Raw genomic sequence first — 16,566 nt, forward strand, 5'->3', positions numbered from 1 at the left:
TCAATAGCAAAAAGCCCTCCTAATTTGAAGTGAGGGCTTTTTATATGGTAGGTATTAGAAATACCTACCAATAACACTCGACTTTTGTCAATACCAACCTTCATGATATTCGCAATATTTACCTATATAAGTTGGCTTGTTTATGTTCAATACTTTTTTAAGTTCTAGGATAATTTAATTAACGTGTTAGCAGCTGCTCATCAAAATCATCAATACTGAAGCCTAGACTTGCGATACCAATGTTCACATTTACAGTCATATTTAAAATATCAAACAGTTTATCATTGTGTGTTTTCGGCAAGACAAAATTCACTCCAGCTTTAAAATAAAGACTTGCCAACGTTCGAAGTAGTATAGATTGTTCTTTTTCAGTCAAGCTATTCTCATCACGTATTAAATATGGGACTGCCTTATTTATGAATCCAGCATAGAGATCTGCCACTTGCAGCCCAATTGCTTCTTTATCATCTTTAAACTCCAAATTCGATTGGTTTGTGAAATTAAATTTTGTATATTTAAATGCAGAAGGATTATCAACTTTGGTATTTATAGCATTTTCATGATAATACTTTAAAATATCATCAAAATGAGATTGGTTATCATGAATTATAACTACATTTGATAAATCTTGGTCAACAAGATAATTTAACCTTGCATGAATATTAGAGAACGAGCCTATATATGGTAAAATTGCTAATACTTCTCCTCTTTTATTTAAATCAGGTAAAGGAAAGAAATAGGTGTACGCCTCTCTATCTAGATTACTTTTTTGTTTAAATTGATAAAAATCATCTAAAGACTCCTCAATTCCCATAAAAATAGTATTTGCTAATGGATCTTTAGCCATTTTAGCTATATTAAGTAAATCATCAAATAAACCTTTTAAAGACTCTTCTGATGCTACTCTAGATGCATTTGTGAATTTGATAAAAAACTCTTCTGGTACATAGTCATAAACCCATTGACTAAGTTCCAAATGCATCAATTTAGCTTGCTCTGGTTCCATTTTAGGTTGAAAATACGGAGGATTTATAAGACAATTTACTATATTGGTCGAAACTATATATTTTTTATCCACAATTTCGATAATAAAATCACTTTCTTCTATGTATTTTGTTAGTTCAAGCATGAAGCCGATTTTTTTGCCAAACAACCCCTTAATTTTAGAAAATTTTAATTCTTTTGACTGAATTTTATATTTTTGCTTTAATTTTTCTATATATTCAAATAAGGCACTTAACTTTGAAGTCTCTAAACCTATGCAAGCTAATGTAAAATACTCTTGGGAGCTAAAATTCGTATTTCCCTCTGTTATTAACAAATCACCTGTATTACCACTTTCATCAATATAATATTTTTTATGCATAATTCTTTTTATTAAGATTCAGCGTACTGAAACCCACTCCTCCATAATACAAAAAACTCATATTACCTTTATAGACAATATGTTATTCCTAAAATCCCACTAAGTAAATATAAATGGTTATAGTCAACTCAGCATTTGAATAAATCACCCGATGAGTTAACATCTAATGTTCTAAAACATTTTTTCTCAAATCATTTAAAACCATAAAAATTGATCGTAATAGATTACAAGTTATACTTCAGAAACTTAAATATAAATTGCGTAGAAAACTAATGTTTAACTATATCACTTCAACTTCATACAAGAGGAATAAATAAAATTAATCAAACTCACGTTAATAAAATATGAATGAGTATTAGGTCTAACCCATAACGGGTCAAAAACTCGTTAGATTCATATTTCACATCATTGTGATCACCAAGCGATTCTGTAGTACCCTAACTACCAAGTCTATTAACCTACTCAATATAATCACATTTCTAAAAACCATAATGCTCCATATTAAACCCTACCTATTTAAATAATTAATTTCGACTATTACGGTCAGAATAAATAGCTAAACCCCACCATATTAAATTCATTTATTTTAAATAATTATGCACGTTCATTTTCTGAAAAAACACAAAATAATCATTTATATTAGCAATTCATATTAGCAATTCATATTAGCAAAACGTTAGCAATTGGGATTTAGCAGGAAAATAAGAAGAAATGTGAATACTACAGAAGGGAGAAAAGGAGGTAAAACCTAGTTCACCTCCATAGCTATAACTTATTGTATCTTATGATTTTTAGCTAATAAAGCATCAAGTTTATTAGCGAAGTTTTGGCGGTCAGCTTGTGTTAATGCAGACGGTCCACCTGTCTGAATTCCACTACTCCGCATGGTTTCCATAATATAAAATAAACACCTGTATATATATACAGTTATCGTTGTTTTTGCTAACTCCTTGTAATCTATAAGGCATTGAATTTATTGATAGCACAGTTAGAGTATTAGCAGCAATTTAATTATGAATGATTACGTAGATAATGAATTACTATTCATAAAATACTGCTTGTTGAATTGACTCTAATATGTCACTTATAACCATTTAGCATGTTCTATCACCTTCTCTGCAGACCTAAGTACTGCTTTTTAAAACATTTAGCACTAACAATGCTGTTCTTATCACACATCACACCAAAACATATTGAGTAAATAAATACTAAGAATATCCTAGCTGTATATTACATATAAGCTATTGAGTATATTATGATTAAAGCTAAATTTAGAGATAATGGCTCAGAATGTAGTACTGAAGACTACGCACAAAACCCAGATAAATATCGAGGGCTAATAGACTGTATCGAATGCTCCCAAAAAGCTTGGTTTATAAAAGGGTTTGAAACAGAAAAAATGAGTCGTATGGCTTGTTTTGGTGCAAGGCATTTAGATGGATGTAATGCTTCTACTGTAGATTTAAAATCAGAAGCAACAGATGAAAACATTGATGACCCAAATAGCCCAGGCTCTAGCTTATATGTAAATTTAGATAAATCAGCGACATCTAATATTTATGTCTCACAGGATAATGACAAACATGGTGATGAAGAATCAACTCGCCCATCACCAGCAATAAAAAATCCACTTGGCAACTCTAGCGGATATCCTTTAAATAAATCACTAAGAGGAATTCTAACTAATCTTATCCGCAACCCAAATTATGGTGAAAATGGTCTAGAAATTAAAATCGTTTCGAATGGTGGCCGTACAATTATAGACGGAAAATTAAAAGACAATATTGTAAACATTAAACATGTATCAAAAGACCATATGAGACAAGAATATATTTTCTGGGGACCAATTAATAACCTAAATATAGATAAAAAAGGTGTTCTTTGGCTAAATTATGGTGATTATCGAACAGAGCCGAGCATTCGTCTAAACCCTGAACTATCTCAAGAATTAATAAAGAACTTTAGACTTAAAGATGTTTCTGAGCTTGATGGTTCTGATTTTATTATTGTTGGTCATCTTGGCTATTCTTCTGCAGGCAAAGCTATAATTTCTACTAGTTTTACCAAATACATCTCATTCAGAAAAATGAACATATCTAAAATCGATGACCATTTGAAGTCTAGTTCCAAAAAAGAAGCAGTACTATTTGATAACTAATCTTATTACCTCAAGGATTAATATGAGCACATATCTTTTAACATGGAATCCTCGTGTATGGCCTAAGGAACAATTTGAGATCTATTATCAAAAATATACACAAGGTAAAATATTGAAATGGAGCTGTGGTACAACAAAAAAAATCCTTGTTGGCGATAATATTTTTTTATTAAAACAGGGAAAAGGAAATAAAGGTGTTATTGGTTCAGGGGTAGTTACCGCTGTTCCATATTACGCACCACATTATCAAGAAGAAAAACGTAAAGAAGGTAAAGAATCTTTATACGTAGACGTGAAATTTGATTATTTATCAAACAATCAATTCAAAACTCCAATTTCACGAGATGAATTAAATACCCCCGAATTTATTAGTAACATTTGGGACTCGCAAGGTTCCGGTAAAACAATTCCAGCTAACATTGCTGACGGTCTATTTGATTTTTGGAATTCACGTATTGAAAGAAATGAGCAGGACTTTAGTGGTCCAGATGAAGCAGAATCATCAAAATTAAAAGAAGGAGGAAAAAAAGTTATAACGGTTAACGCTTATGAAAGAAATACAAAAGCAAGAAGGTTGTGCATTGAACACTGGAAATATAATTGTGGTGTATGTAATTTTCATTTTGAGAAAACTTATGGCCAACTAGGAAAAAATTACATTCATGTACATCATTTAAAACCCCTTTCTGAAATAAATGAAGAATATGAGATAGATCCAGTGAAAGATTTAAGGCCAGTTTGTCCTAACTGTCATGCAATGCTCCATCGTAAACAACCAGCACTTTCAATAGAAGAGCTAAAAGAAATATATACAATTTATAATAAATAAAATAAACGTTACGCATCACGCTCTGCCCTTCACCACCGAAAATGGTCTAAATCACCAACCTCGGTGGTGGTGGCTAAGAGAGCCCAAAAATTTTTATTTCCCGAGAGTCGGACTCGTTTGAGGTTTTTATACGCCCAGAAGAACCTAGCTTATTTAATATTACAAGTCATCACCTTATAAAGAGGCTTCCTGCCTTCTTTATATGTTAAAACCTTAGAATACTGCGAGTCTAAAAAAATCACACCATCTACTTTTTCAGAAAAAACGCAATAATAGTGAGAGTCAAAATCAAATGTGCTTGCAACTCTCTCAAAGTTTTTAGATATATGAGTACCTACCCCTAAACTTACGATAAATAAAACATATACTCCAACAAGAGCATTTATTAAATAAAACTTATTATCACCATCTTTATTTTTGAATAGGTCTGTTTTTTCATTAAAAACAATTATAAAAAAGAGAACAACAAAAGAAATAATCACAAAAAATGGGGATAATACAATGAACATTGACAATATAGTTGAAAATGGAAGATATTTAGCATTAATTCCAAAAGTTTCATTAACAAGTACAGAGGCATATCCATTAATAATAAAAGTCAAACTACTACCGAAAATAATAGTCACTATAATATATTCCCATGGCCCTCTCATTTTCTTTTGAAATACTGCTAACACAGGAACACTTACACAATAAATACTCAATAAGCAAGATAAACATAATAAAATAAAACACAGCATTGAGTACATATCAAAACAAATTCCAACCATAGCAATTAATGCAAAAACAATAGATATAAATCCTGCGATTATATGCATTCCGTATTCTAGTATTTTATACTGAGAAAAACCATACACCCACACAAACAGCATAATAACAAATAAGCCCCCAACCTGATAACGTGCGATCGTCTTTATAATGTCAATATGTGGGAGTAAAAAGCTAAACACTTGAAATAAAGATAAATAAGATAAAACTGGAGCAATAGTGATTAAAATAAAAACTAAAATTAATAAAAACTTTTTCATATAACCTTCTTATTAGCAGTAAGTGCTAATATGCTACTAAAGTAATATTCTTAATTCATTCATTATTTAACTTTTATATAAAAAAAATACGCCACCGCATTCTCTCACAAAGACGGTTCTCACCAAATACCCTCTTTCCCAAACTGTCTTCAACAAAGTACTGGCCCACGAACTCGACAAATTACAACGCTCGGCAATCTGCTCTGCTGTTACCTTTTCACCAGGCATAATCGACTGCAGAACTTTCAACTGGGTTTTACTCAATTTGATTAGACCAACTTGGTGAGGAACTGCTCGTGCAGCTCCCATCAAATTAGCGTTGATTTGTTCGTTTTTTGTACAAATCTGCATTCTTATTATCATCCGCTGAGGTTTATAATGAAAAGTGGCTTCAAGCCAGTCTGGATAAGGGTTTATCGATGATGGGATTTTGAATCGAGACAGGTGCTAGACAGGTACACCATCCTTCTTTAAGCCATTTATGGTACGTTTCTAACGCTTCTTTCTTCTGTAATTCCATATGTGTATGGATATAGGCTTGATCTAGCTTATCCCTCGCATGATTGAGCAAAGATTCACAGACAATATAATCAACACCCAATTCAGCCCATATTGATCGTGCTCGCTTCCTAAGATCATGTGCACTCCATGCTTTCTTTGATACTCCCCGCACCCATTCACTGGCTTTAGCACTGTGTATTGGTTGATTATTCCAACGAGATAACGGGAACAAGTGATCACTGCTATAGCCTAGCTCACGTTGCCATGCTTGATATGAACGTAATAGTTCAATCATCTCACTGGTAAGTGGATAACTCATTGCTACTCCGTTTTTGGCATCTTCTTTAGGAATTAGCCACCGCTTTTCAATAAAGCTGATGTTCTTCCATAAAGCCTTTCTAGTTTCACCAATACGTGAACCATGGGCTAACATCATCATTAGAAGTAATCGTTGTGGTGGTTGCTGTTGGCCAATCGCTGGCAAGATATCAATCAGGTCTTCAGTATTCACGCGGCAGCCTTTGATTTGAGCTTCTGTAACAGAGAACGTCTCAGGGAAAAACGTCTTAAATTGCACTTCTGATAGCGGATTGGCGGTGATGTGTTTCAATCGTCGAGCGATAGAGAAAGCCGTTTTCAATAAGAAGAAGTTCGCCCTCACATAACTCACTGAATAGCCTTGCTCAAACATAGGCTGAATCAAGGCACTGTCTATCTTTTGATGGTCCATATCCGTGATAGCAACACCATGGAATAAGCTCATCACATGAGTTTCTGCCATACTTTTTAGGTTATTCAATCGCTCTTTCGTAGAACGTTTTAAGGTACATTGCCGCTGAACATGCCAATCAACCAACTGATCTACGGTTTCAAAGCGATTACATTCGATGGCTTTTCCTTTGGCTATTTGGACTGATACCGCACTCACCACATCCATGATGTCTTTGGCCTGAGTACCAGGATATTTCGCAATCCGATATGGGTATTGTTTGCCAGCTTCATAACGATAAAACCACCACGTTCCACCAGTTCGAGATGCGTTAAACCGTAAGTAAAGTGGGCATCGAACATCTTTTAACTGACGAACACGTTGATCATTAATATGACGTTTGATTTGAGCATCAGAGATTTTTACGGGGAGGGTTGCAGAAAAGAAGGCATGTTGATTAAAGCGAATTTTACTGTTTGTGATCATTACTCACCTATTAACGTAGCTTGAATACTCATTCGATTGGGTTGTAATCCTTGGCCAGAGAACGACACTTGATCAACAGAACATTGACCTTTAAAGGCGCGAGGGAAAGTGTCATCAAGTACCACTAACCCTTCAGCAAAAATGGTGGGATTAGGCGGTGCTTCAATGCTGATTTTCCGCCCTTGCCGTTGCATTTTCCGAAGCTCTGCAGCACACGCTTGTTCTGCTTCCTTCTTGGTGTTCTTATCTTTGCCTAATGACTTAAACGGTTTACTCCCCACTTTGACCTGTTGCCGGCTTCCATCTGCCGTTGAACTATAAAAAGCCTTAACACCATTAAAATCTTGTCGACCATCTAATTCTGCAGACACATTAACAAAGTCACTATTACCCGGATGATTAACCACAGGCAGTGACAGCGTAACGCTTTCAATGTGCTTACCTGAAGCACTACGTTGTTCACCCATTGGCACAAAGATAAACCGCCCTTCAACAGGTTTCGCTATTGCATCATAAGACTTAGCCAAGCGGTTCATAAATGCCGGCGTACTTTCATCAGAACGATCTATATGCTCGATTTCAATTTTTTGTAATCGCGGATGAACAAAAACATCAAAGCCATGAGGGGTAAGACAGTCATACACGATTTGTCCTACTGTTGTTTTATCCCAACTGCACGACTTACGTTCACGATAACCACTTTCATCCTTGATAGAAAAAGGCGCAACGGTGAGAACTAACGTGATCTCTCGTGGGTATAAACTCACTGACCGTTTTGATATCTGAAAACTATCCCGTACAACATCCCCCAATCGCACCGAATAACGTTCACCTTTGGGTGGCAGTCCATCAACATCATCAGAGCTCACCACCAAAGTGACGTTATCGCCTTCGGTTCCATTGCCATCATTCAACCGCCATGACTTTAAACGGTCCAAGATCAAATCAGCATTATTGCCTATTAGATGAAACATTCTTTAATCCCATGATTTAATAACACGTTGCGTTTTAGGTACCTGCTTGACTTGAGGTAACACCACTTCAGTATCGACAAAAAAAACCTCACGCCGAACGTGAGGATTTAATTGATAGAAGGCTTGTTCTAATTGGTCATTATCTTGGCCTGTGTGCTTATAGAGTAAATCGGTGATCAACTCACCGGCTTTGGCGCTTACCTTCATTCGCGGTACTCCTTCAATTGCAGCATGACATCCGTAACCATGGCTTGACCGTTATGAATCAATGCCGACTTACCTTCTTTCAGTTGTTGGATAGTCCATTTACCTAAGTTAATACCTTGGCCATCACTGACTTGTTGTGGTAATTCAATCAACGTTCGAAGCTTTTCAACTGACTCCTGCGCCCCGTATTGTAACCATTTGGCGGTTATATCAAGGGTTTCAAGCGGTCTGCCCGTCATTTCAGAGCGGGCGTCATAGATCAAACTAACTTCTGAATACGCGCCTGGTGAAGTTCGTTCAAACTTCATAATCGGTGTTTTGTCACCCACAGAAAAAACGAACTCACCAATCACTAAATGGTGCATAACGATCCTTAGCTATCTCTATCAATAGCGGCATAACTAAATTGGGTTGATAAGGTGTTCTCGCCCATTAATGACGATAATTGTTGGTTCATTTGACGGGTAATTTCTTGCGCTATCAGCTTTTCATCTTGACCCGCTGCAGCTGTTATTTGAAAGGTAGGTGAAAATGAGATGGGTGGGCTTTGCTTGGCCATCGCCTCTTTGCTTTGAACTTCATCGACCTTTTTAGCGGTTTCTTCAGGTGAATCGAGTTTCTTACCAAACCAGCCGCCGAGCATTTCACCACCCATGCCACCAGCAATAGAGCCCAACAAACCACCAATCGCAGTACCGATACCAGGTAAAATAAAAGTACCAATGGCAGCACCTAACGCACCACCGCCCATAGAGCCACCAATATCCCCCAATGCACCGCCAGTTTGTTCCATATCACCATTAATGACACCTTCAGCAACAGAAGAAGCATTCATCATCATTCCTAGCGGTTTCAATACCTTGGTCAGCCCTGTTTTGCCTACGGTTTCTGCAATATCACTACCAACGCCAATCACATCCATTGCATCAGATGCCATCGCGCCCATTGGCATTAAGGCCAAACCTGAGCCGGCTAATGCCATTGCCGTACCTTTAGGAGTAACATGGCTCATTAAAGACTGAGCGCCAGAGCCCACCTTTTGAACCATTCGACTTTCCATAACAGAACGAAGCAACCCACCAAGTCCTTTACGACGACCACGAACACGGCGACGACCTTTACGCTTTTTACGGGAACGTGCGTCTTTACCGACACTGCTACTGCCTTTACTTTCTGGCCCTTGACTAGATGAAACTGCCGCATTTAAGCTTCGCCAACGTTTGGCAGCGAGTGCCGCAATCCGTCCACCGTCTTGGGTTTCACGATTTAAACCTTTCGTAAATAAACGGGTTTTATCCATCGAGTTACCAAAGACGAGCGATAACGCTTTACCCGCTAATAACACCCCTTTCAAACCAATAAATGCTGCAACACCAAGACCCACTGCTTGAGTAACACCGGTATTCGCTTCAGCAAAATTAGCCAGTAAATCAACACCTTTACCTAACGGCTCAAGTACCCAATTAAGGGCTGGTAATAATGCACTACCAAATACCACACTGAGTCGATTTAACTTATTCACGAACATATCAATGCCACTACCAGTGGTACTGATTCTGGCATTGTATTCTTGGTCAAGAGAATCAAGATGAACGGTAGAATCTTCTTTTGAAAGCGTTAACAGCTTGGTGAAATTCGCCATATTGCCCGATAGTGATGCCACTGCACCTTTGGCCTCTTCGCCAAATATCTGACTTAATATGGCGCTTTTATCTTCTTTTGGTGCCTGATTAACGGCATTAAGCACTTCAATCAAGGTACCTGATGCATCATCTTGCATTCTTGCGGCAATATCACCAGCATCTAAACCAATTGAGGCCATCGCCTTTTGTTGAGTACCACTTGCGGCATCACCTAACGTCAATCGACCGGAGATATTCTTCAAGGCTGTTGCTGCACGCTCTTCACCCATGCCTAATGACAATAATGAAGCTGATAATGCCGTGGACTCATTGACTTTAAAACCACCTGTTTTGGCTGATGCCCCTTCACGCGCCATCACACCTGCAATATCTTTCGCTTTGGCATTCGAGTTGTTTGAAAGGTAGTTAGCAAGACCAGCAACATTCATTGCCCCTTGTTGATCAACACCTAATACCGCCTTAAAGATTGATAAGGTTTCACCGGCTTGACCCGCATCCATATCAAAGGCAACACCCATCTTAGAAGAATCAAGTACAAAGCTTTTCAGCTCATTGATGTCTTTAATGCCGCTTTGACCACCTGCAGCTAACATCGCATTGATATTATCGGCACTCATGGGTGTGGTGGTTGAGGTTTTCAGCGCCCACGATTTCAATTCAGTGGACTGCTCATCACTCATGTTGACGACTTTTTTTACATCAGCAAATGAGGTTTCATTTTTAATCGCAGTCCAAATCGATCCAACAATGGGTGCTGCAGCTACCGCCAATCCTGTTGCTTCACTGCCAATTTCACCTAACTTCGCTTTACGACTATCAATCCGACCTTGAATTGATTGCATCTCTTTTAATCGCGTATTCTGCTTTTCAAGGGCTAAGGTGGCTTTATCCGCTTGTTGTTTTAAGCGACTTTGTTCATCACCAAGCTTATCGGTACTGACACCCGCCGCTTGCAGTGAACTTTTTAACTTATTCAAGGTGTTATGTTGTTTCTCTTGCCTATCAGTTAACTTACCCACTTTTCCGCTGGCACGTTTATAAGCGACAGAGAGATCATCTGTTTGAGCTTTATTCTGATAAATTTCAGTATTAAGCGATTCAAGTCGAAGTTGAGCCTCTTTTAGCTTAACTTGTAAGACCTGTGCCCCTTCCTTTGAGGCTTGTTGCATTTCTTTATTTAACCCACGAATTTCGTTCTGAGTTAAATTGTATTCACCCCGCAATTGGGTGGTTTTCTGCTTACTCTCAGCGATGGCAGCACTAAGAGACGTCATGGTACTTTTGGTTTCAGCTAATTGAGCAGACAGCTTTTCAGCTCTAAGCTCTGCCGCTTCAAAGCCTTTAATACCCTTTAGCTGACCATTTAATGACTGAACCTCACCCCGTTGTTCTGCCAATGCTGCAGTTAATCGTTCTGTCGCGGTAGTGGTTGAAACAATGTCTTTAACGCCTTTGACTGACGCATCTAAGACAAAACTAATCTTTTCGGTCATTGTTTGACTCCGAGCTTAGATAAGATCAATTCATAACGCCGTAATGCCTGGTCTTGTGACCATTCTCTGAGTTCACTTTCAGTGGTATTACGGTGCATTGGGATCAAATCAATCAGAGCTTCGACGTCACGGGGCGAAAGTAATCCCCCGCAAGTTGAAAAAAAGCGCCCACCTGCGGTTTAATGGCTAAGTAATCATTCAATGCCATGGCGTCCATATCTTGTTTGTCTAAATGACATACCACACGAAACATAAATTCTTCACGTTCGTAATGATCATCAATATCTGCCAATGCTTCAGAGTGTTTCACCTTAGGAACCGCAAATTTAATGTGGCTAATGGTTTCTTCTAGTTCATTGGTAAACGGAAACGCCAAATCAAATTCAAAGTCTTTACCCGTTAATGCGTGATCATTCATTTCATCGGATGGCGTTAAGATAAAAGCACGAATATCTTGATGTAATTGGGTGAAATCAGGCACCGACAGCTCTTCAAACTCAGTTGGTGTTAAGTCCGTACAGGCTAAAATCATCGCCTTAAACTGCTTAAATTGTTCCGCTGCAGACAGATCATCCTTCATCACAAAAGGCAGCTTACGAAACGCGCCTAAGGTAATGGTATTAATCGTTAATTTATGGCTACCTGAACGGGTAAAAAACGGAAGTGTGATTTGTTTATTCATTGTTTTTCCAAAAAATTCATCAAAAAAAAGCGCCCGTAGGCGCTATTCGTTATTCGTTATTCGTTATTCGTTATTCGTTATTCAAGATAAAATTAGATTGAAATGATGCCGGCTAATCCCATCAAATCGACACCACCAACAATCGTTTTACCGGTATTCACATTGATGTCATGAACCACAATGCCCGTATCATGTTGGGTATACGCTTTACAGGTACCTTCAATAGTAATGGTTGGCTTCTCGCCCATCTTCACCGCTTCTTTCTTAATGGCCGTAATCGGTCCATACATCGAATAGGTTTCCACATAAGGAACACCATCGGTACTTTTGCCTTTTTCAACCACGTTAATCTGGGCATTACCCATGGTGTACTTACCCAAAGAACGCGATAACACCCCATGCTCACCTTTCACTTTTAATGACCAACTGAGCTTTTCTAAGCCAACAGTATCTTCAGAAGCAACAAATGCCCCTTCGTTATTGGCTAACTTGGCTTTCACTTCCGGTGGCGTAAAGTCCACGATTTCATTCATCAATGGCACAGATTCAACCTGTGCCGTAATGCGCATACGAATACGATCAGCCATTTACCACCTCATCAAGCCATGCTGCAATTAACCCGTTATCAACACTCATTTCATACACCATGTGTTCATTTGGTGAATAGCGGCCATAGTTCACGCATAGGAACCATCGACCCGCCGTGTAATTTTCAATATTATTCTTGGTGGGATGAAGAAAGGCTTTAAACACCGGAATCACGGTCTGCGCCACTAAGTCCTGCCCCCAATTGGTTAAACGATCAACAACTTGCTGCATGAACTCTTCAGTCAGTTGTTTACCCAATAATGGTTGGCTGGTTTCTTCTAACTTACGTGCCATCAAGTCTTCTAAGCCAACATGAGAGATAAAACGTCCGGTATTAGTACGGTTACCAATAATTGAATAACCGCCCATGCGTGTATGCGCTATCGTCACCACACCATGTTTATTCAGAAAGTTCGCTTGCGTAGTTTTGTCATTTATTTTATAGGCAATATTACGGGCGGTTTCATCACACACCACAGAGCGATTTTGTGGACTTTCCCAACCGGATACCGAAGCCATTGCCGCAACTAAAGCGATGGATGCTGGCATTAATACCTGCACACCATCGTAAGTTTTCATAAACCAAGGATCGATAATGCACAGCTTATCTTCGCCCGTTCCTTCCGCGCCAAACCCTGCCGCAAACTCAGCGGCAGCCATATCATTGGTGTTTGGACCATCAAGCACCGGACGACAACGCACATCACGCCCAATTAACGCCAACTTTTGTCCTACTGCTTTTGAATGAAAACCAGGGGCGGCAATAATAGTGGGTGTTTCAGGGCAAGCCTTAACGGTTTCCAAACCACGAATGGCACCTGTAGCCGAATCTACACCACCAATCACATTGGCTTCTGTGGCTGCAGTAGTTGCACCAACTTCAACCACCGTGACATAGAGCGTGCATTTCACGTACTCAAACAAGTAACGCACCACTGTAGGTAATGAACCTTGACGATTACCGGTTGAATCTAATGCCATCATTGCATCAGCATAATTCCATAACCGTGTTGACTCGTTATAAGCAATAGTGCCGCGTTTATCGGGCGCCGTACCAATCAAGTGCACCACTTGTTGCGCTAATGGCCCCATACTTGGTTGCGGTTCAATGGTACGAACCTCAACCCCGTTTAATTCAAAATCTTGAATGGGTGCTAATGAACTCATTATTGCTGTCCTTTGGCTTTTTGTGGGATTGGAAGTTGTACTGGTTTACCAATCTTGCCATTCATCAGCAAAAAGGCGGTTTGGGTTGGATGTAACGCAATGGTGTTATCTGCAGGTGAATACCAACGCCCATTTAAACGAAAAGGCTGCAAGATCGGATGATCTTGCAGCCCTGTTTGATTCAAGGTTGCCATGTTATTCCTTTATGATTCAGATTTTAGATACAAAAAAACCGCTGACTAAGAGCGGTTTCTAAAGGGTTGGCTTCGTTGGCCATACAATGTTATCAGGATTATCGTAAGTTTGGGGAATGTCGCGTAATACTTGGCGATAAGCAGTAAATTCAGCTTTCTTTTCGGATGTTAATGGCGCATCGTTCGCCTGAGTCCAATCTGTTTTTATCATTAGTTGATCCCGCGTTCTTCGAGTTTCTAACCACTGATTTTGTTTTTTTAATATATCGGCTTGTTCTTTTGTTATACCAAAAAACGAATAAATCTGATCACCATTATAATCTTTATCATTTAAATTAAGACCATAAATACGCTGACCATTAATCAATATTGAATCCATAATATAATCACCCATTATGCTAATGAAATATTCGTTAATGTATTTGCCGCAGTTGCACCAGATAAACAATCTTTTAATGTTTTAGATGTATCAGATAATGAAACACCATTAAAAGTGCAATAAAACGTATCTCCTCCTGAGTTTAATTTAACTTGACGGCCAACATGATGAATAATGACTGCTCTAAAATTATAATCAACACGAGCATAATGAGATGAAAACTGATGATCTCTAATTTTAATTTCACTATGAGATAATGAAATTAACGCATTACCAACTTCACCTAACGATCCGTCTCTAGAAACAAAACCACCATATTCTGGCCACGGCTTTGCTTGATCTAATGGTAATGACATTGTATCAATCACACATTCAATAACGGTAATACTGCTAAAAGTCGATACTATAAAACCATTAAGAATACTCCCTGTTGGCTCATCTGTTGTTAACATTTTAATTACAGGTTTAGAACCTGCACTGTATGCTGCTAATTGTATTTTTTTATTTGTTGCATTAGTAAACCGAGGAACTGTTCCCGACATAAAATGATCCTGATTTTTCTTCAAAAAAATACTTACAGAGCCATTTATAGGTGTACGAATAACTGCTTCATATATTGTCTTGATCGGTAAGGATTGTGTCCCTAATGCATTGTCATTACCTGCAACACTATCGATATAATATGTTTTATGTAATTCAGGAATAGCTTTAACTGCAGCATCAACCTTCTTATCAATCTCCCCAATTTTGCCATTCACAGCACCCGTTAGGTTTTCTGAGGCTTTAACTAATGCCCCTATTTGTTGTTCTAAACTCATTGATTAACTTCCATTAATTGTATTCGCCGCATCATTAAACGATGCCGCAAGTCGTGTAAAACCATCCGCAATCTCTTGCTCTAATGTGGATATTTGGCCTGAGGTTGCATAGTGAGCGGGCGCATTACCACCAAACAGCGTGGTATCTGCCGCTTTTCCTCGTTTAGTTAGAAATTGTGCATCCGCCGCCGTAATGCTGTAGACCTGATTGGCATTGGCTTTCTTGGCTAATTCCGCTGTCATAGTGGCAGCAAAATGCGGATCATTACCTAGCGCCTTGGCCAACTCTTCAAAGGTATCTAATACTTCAGGTGCCACGCCTATCAATTGCTTAATACGGGCATCAATTTGTGCCAGTGTTAAGGTATCAATCGTATCGGCTTTATCATCAAGTGCAGGAATGGTGACCTGCAGCGTGACATTGCCTGAACCATCAAAGGACACTGAGCCATTGGCATCACGGCCAAGGGTGATGGTGCGGGCGACTTTGAGTTTATTGGCCGTTGCGGTGTTAGCACCTAAAGTAGAAAGCGGATCATCAAGATAAGAACGTGAATATATTTCTGTTTTGTCAGCTTTTAATCGCAACTTGCCATTAATCACACCCATCACGTTATTGAGTGCCGCTATCATTTGGTCAATTTTATTGTTTAACACTTTCACTCCTAAGCTGACAGTTCCCCCGCCTGAAAGTTAAACCCGTTAGTTATGCTGATAATGACACTATCTAACAATGTTGCGGTTGATTGGGTAACTTCAGAAGCCACTACCGCTAAGGCTTTAGCTTCTGCCGCCGTTGCTAAGACTTCTTCACTAACCGTACCCACAGGCCCTTGCTGACCAATCGTTACCACTTGAATATTGGGTTTCACTTGTTCTCGAACGACAGCTATCCCTTGCGGTAACCGCACTGTTATCACGCGGTCAGTATTGAGCGTGACCAACACTTTTGCATTCGCGTTAATCATCAACCGCCCCTTTTATCAGTACAGCAGGACCACGTAAGATGCTGTAAGGATCACCACTAGGAAACGTTACCCGCACTTCATAACTCGCGTTCTCCCATGCTGTTGGTTGATGGCCTTGAGTTTGGTCATGGGTGACTTTGATATCGAGTGCATCGCTTTGCTGTGGGTGTTCAATAATGGTGATATGTCCAGATTCTGTGGTCCCCCGCACCAACACTTCACCCTCAATAGAACGCACAACGAAAACAGCGGTACAGCCAAACAATTTTACATAGGGATTGCTATCATCACCCGTTGTCCAGCTAACACCAAAGCCAAAGGTTGTGCCGGCAATAATGCTCAGTAACGGCGGTCCCTCTATTGTGCATGCCATAAT

19 protein-coding genes and 1 pseudogene are annotated in these 16,566 nt (G+C 38.9%); 2 read left to right on the plus strand and 18 right to left on the minus strand.

The window, feature by feature from the left end:
• Window positions 1–178 precede the first annotated feature (178 nt).
• Together VXS03_RS00005 and VXS03_RS00010 are read right to left on the minus strand one after the other, a co-directional pair.
• Complete coding sequence (locus VXS03_RS00005; protein ID WP_327761273.1) at window positions 179–1,366, minus strand: DUF3800 domain-containing protein; 1,188 nt, start codon at window positions 1,364–1,366, stop codon at window positions 179–181.
• Between the two features lie 772 nt (window positions 1,367–2,138).
• Window positions 2,139–2,261 (minus strand): annotated as a pseudogene (locus VXS03_RS00010) (DUF188 domain-containing protein); the annotation flags it as partial.
• A 360-nt stretch (window positions 2,262–2,621) separates the two neighbouring features.
• On the opposite strand from VXS03_RS00010, the gene VXS03_RS00015 reads away from it, so the two are divergent.
• On the plus strand, window positions 2,622–3,524 hold the full coding sequence (locus VXS03_RS00015; protein ID WP_327761275.1) for a hypothetical protein: 903 nt from the start codon (window positions 2,622–2,624) through the stop codon (window positions 3,522–3,524).
• Window positions 3,525–3,546: 22 nt separating this feature from the next.
• Window positions 3,547–4,353: an HNH endonuclease gene (locus tag VXS03_RS00020; RefSeq protein WP_327761276.1), complete on the plus strand. Its 807-nt coding sequence runs from the start codon at window positions 3,547–3,549 to the stop codon at window positions 4,351–4,353.
• 149 nt (window positions 4,354–4,502) lie between these two features.
• Here the strand turns inward: VXS03_RS00020 and VXS03_RS00025 are convergent, their stop codons facing one another.
• From VXS03_RS00025 to VXS03_RS00100, 16 genes are all read right to left on the minus strand, one after another.
• Window positions 4,503–5,381 carry a hypothetical protein gene (locus VXS03_RS00025; protein WP_327761277.1) on the minus strand — a complete coding sequence of 293 codons (879 nt, stop codon included), beginning with the start codon at window positions 5,379–5,381 and terminating at the stop codon, window positions 4,503–4,505.
• Window positions 5,382–5,447: 66 nt separating this feature from the next.
• Window positions 5,448–5,732 carry a MarR family winged helix-turn-helix transcriptional regulator gene (locus VXS03_RS00030; protein WP_327761278.1) on the minus strand — a complete coding sequence of 95 codons (285 nt, stop codon included), beginning with the start codon at window positions 5,730–5,732 and terminating at the stop codon, window positions 5,448–5,450.
• Between the two features lie 40 nt (window positions 5,733–5,772).
• The gene (locus VXS03_RS00035; RefSeq protein ID WP_327761279.1) at window positions 5,773–7,077 is read right to left on the minus strand and encodes a site-specific integrase; all 1,305 of its coding nucleotides are present in this window, start codon (window positions 7,075–7,077) and stop codon (window positions 5,773–5,775) included.
• The gene (locus VXS03_RS00040; protein WP_327761280.1) at window positions 7,077–8,051 is read right to left on the minus strand and encodes a hypothetical protein; all 975 of its coding nucleotides are present in this window, start codon (window positions 8,049–8,051) and stop codon (window positions 7,077–7,079) included. The genes VXS03_RS00035 and VXS03_RS00040 overlap by 1 nt, the downstream gene beginning before the upstream one ends.
• 3 nt (window positions 8,052–8,054) lie before the next feature.
• Window positions 8,055–8,258, minus strand: coding sequence for a hypothetical protein (locus VXS03_RS00045; RefSeq protein WP_060999062.1), 204 nt, complete (start codon window positions 8,256–8,258; stop codon window positions 8,055–8,057).
• On the minus strand, window positions 8,255–8,623 hold the full coding sequence (locus VXS03_RS00050; RefSeq protein ID WP_087819789.1) for a phage tail protein: 369 nt from the start codon (window positions 8,621–8,623) through the stop codon (window positions 8,255–8,257). Before VXS03_RS00050 ends, VXS03_RS00045 begins: the two co-directional genes overlap by 4 nt.
• A gap of 8 nt (window positions 8,624–8,631) precedes the next feature.
• Complete coding sequence (locus VXS03_RS00055; protein ID WP_327761282.1) at window positions 8,632–11,394, minus strand: phage tail tape measure protein; 2,763 nt, start codon at window positions 11,392–11,394, stop codon at window positions 8,632–8,634.
• Between the two features lie 112 nt (window positions 11,395–11,506).
• The gene (locus tag VXS03_RS00060) at window positions 11,507–12,076 is read right to left on the minus strand and encodes a hypothetical protein (protein WP_060999070.1); all 570 of its coding nucleotides are present in this window, start codon (window positions 12,074–12,076) and stop codon (window positions 11,507–11,509) included.
• Window positions 12,077–12,168: 92 nt separating this feature from the next.
• Window positions 12,169–12,663, minus strand: a complete 495-nt coding sequence (locus VXS03_RS00065; RefSeq protein ID WP_327761283.1) for a phage major tail tube protein — start codon at window positions 12,661–12,663, stop codon at window positions 12,169–12,171.
• Complete coding sequence (locus VXS03_RS00070) at window positions 12,656–13,831, minus strand: phage tail protein (RefSeq protein WP_327761285.1); 1,176 nt, start codon at window positions 13,829–13,831, stop codon at window positions 12,656–12,658. The genes VXS03_RS00065 and VXS03_RS00070 overlap by 8 nt, the downstream gene beginning before the upstream one ends.
• Window positions 13,831–14,025: a hypothetical protein gene (locus tag VXS03_RS00075; protein ID WP_327761286.1), complete on the minus strand. Its 195-nt coding sequence runs from the start codon at window positions 14,023–14,025 to the stop codon at window positions 13,831–13,833. The genes VXS03_RS00070 and VXS03_RS00075 overlap by 1 nt, the downstream gene beginning before the upstream one ends.
• Window positions 14,026–14,083: 58 nt before the next feature.
• A complete protein-coding gene (locus tag VXS03_RS00080) occupies window positions 14,084–14,404 on the minus strand; it encodes a tail fiber assembly protein (RefSeq protein WP_327761287.1) in 321 nt (106 codons plus the stop codon).
• A gap of 14 nt (window positions 14,405–14,418) precedes the next feature.
• Complete coding sequence (locus VXS03_RS00085) at window positions 14,419–15,222, minus strand: hypothetical protein (protein ID WP_327761288.1); 804 nt, start codon at window positions 15,220–15,222, stop codon at window positions 14,419–14,421.
• A gap of 3 nt (window positions 15,223–15,225) precedes the next feature.
• The gene (locus VXS03_RS00090; protein WP_327761289.1) at window positions 15,226–15,879 is read right to left on the minus strand and encodes a hypothetical protein; all 654 of its coding nucleotides are present in this window, start codon (window positions 15,877–15,879) and stop codon (window positions 15,226–15,228) included.
• 8 nt (window positions 15,880–15,887) lie between these two features.
• A complete protein-coding gene (locus VXS03_RS00095) occupies window positions 15,888–16,190 on the minus strand; it encodes a hypothetical protein (protein WP_327761290.1) in 303 nt (100 codons plus the stop codon).
• Window positions 16,183–16,563 carry a hypothetical protein gene (locus tag VXS03_RS00100; protein WP_327761291.1) on the minus strand — a complete coding sequence of 127 codons (381 nt, stop codon included), beginning with the start codon at window positions 16,561–16,563 and terminating at the stop codon, window positions 16,183–16,185. The genes VXS03_RS00095 and VXS03_RS00100 overlap by 8 nt, the downstream gene beginning before the upstream one ends.
• Window positions 16,564–16,566 lie beyond the last annotated feature (3 nt).

The organism is Photobacterium sp. S4TG1 (assembly GCF_036040035.1).
Lineage (GTDB): Bacteria > Pseudomonadota > Gammaproteobacteria > Enterobacterales > Vibrionaceae > Photobacterium.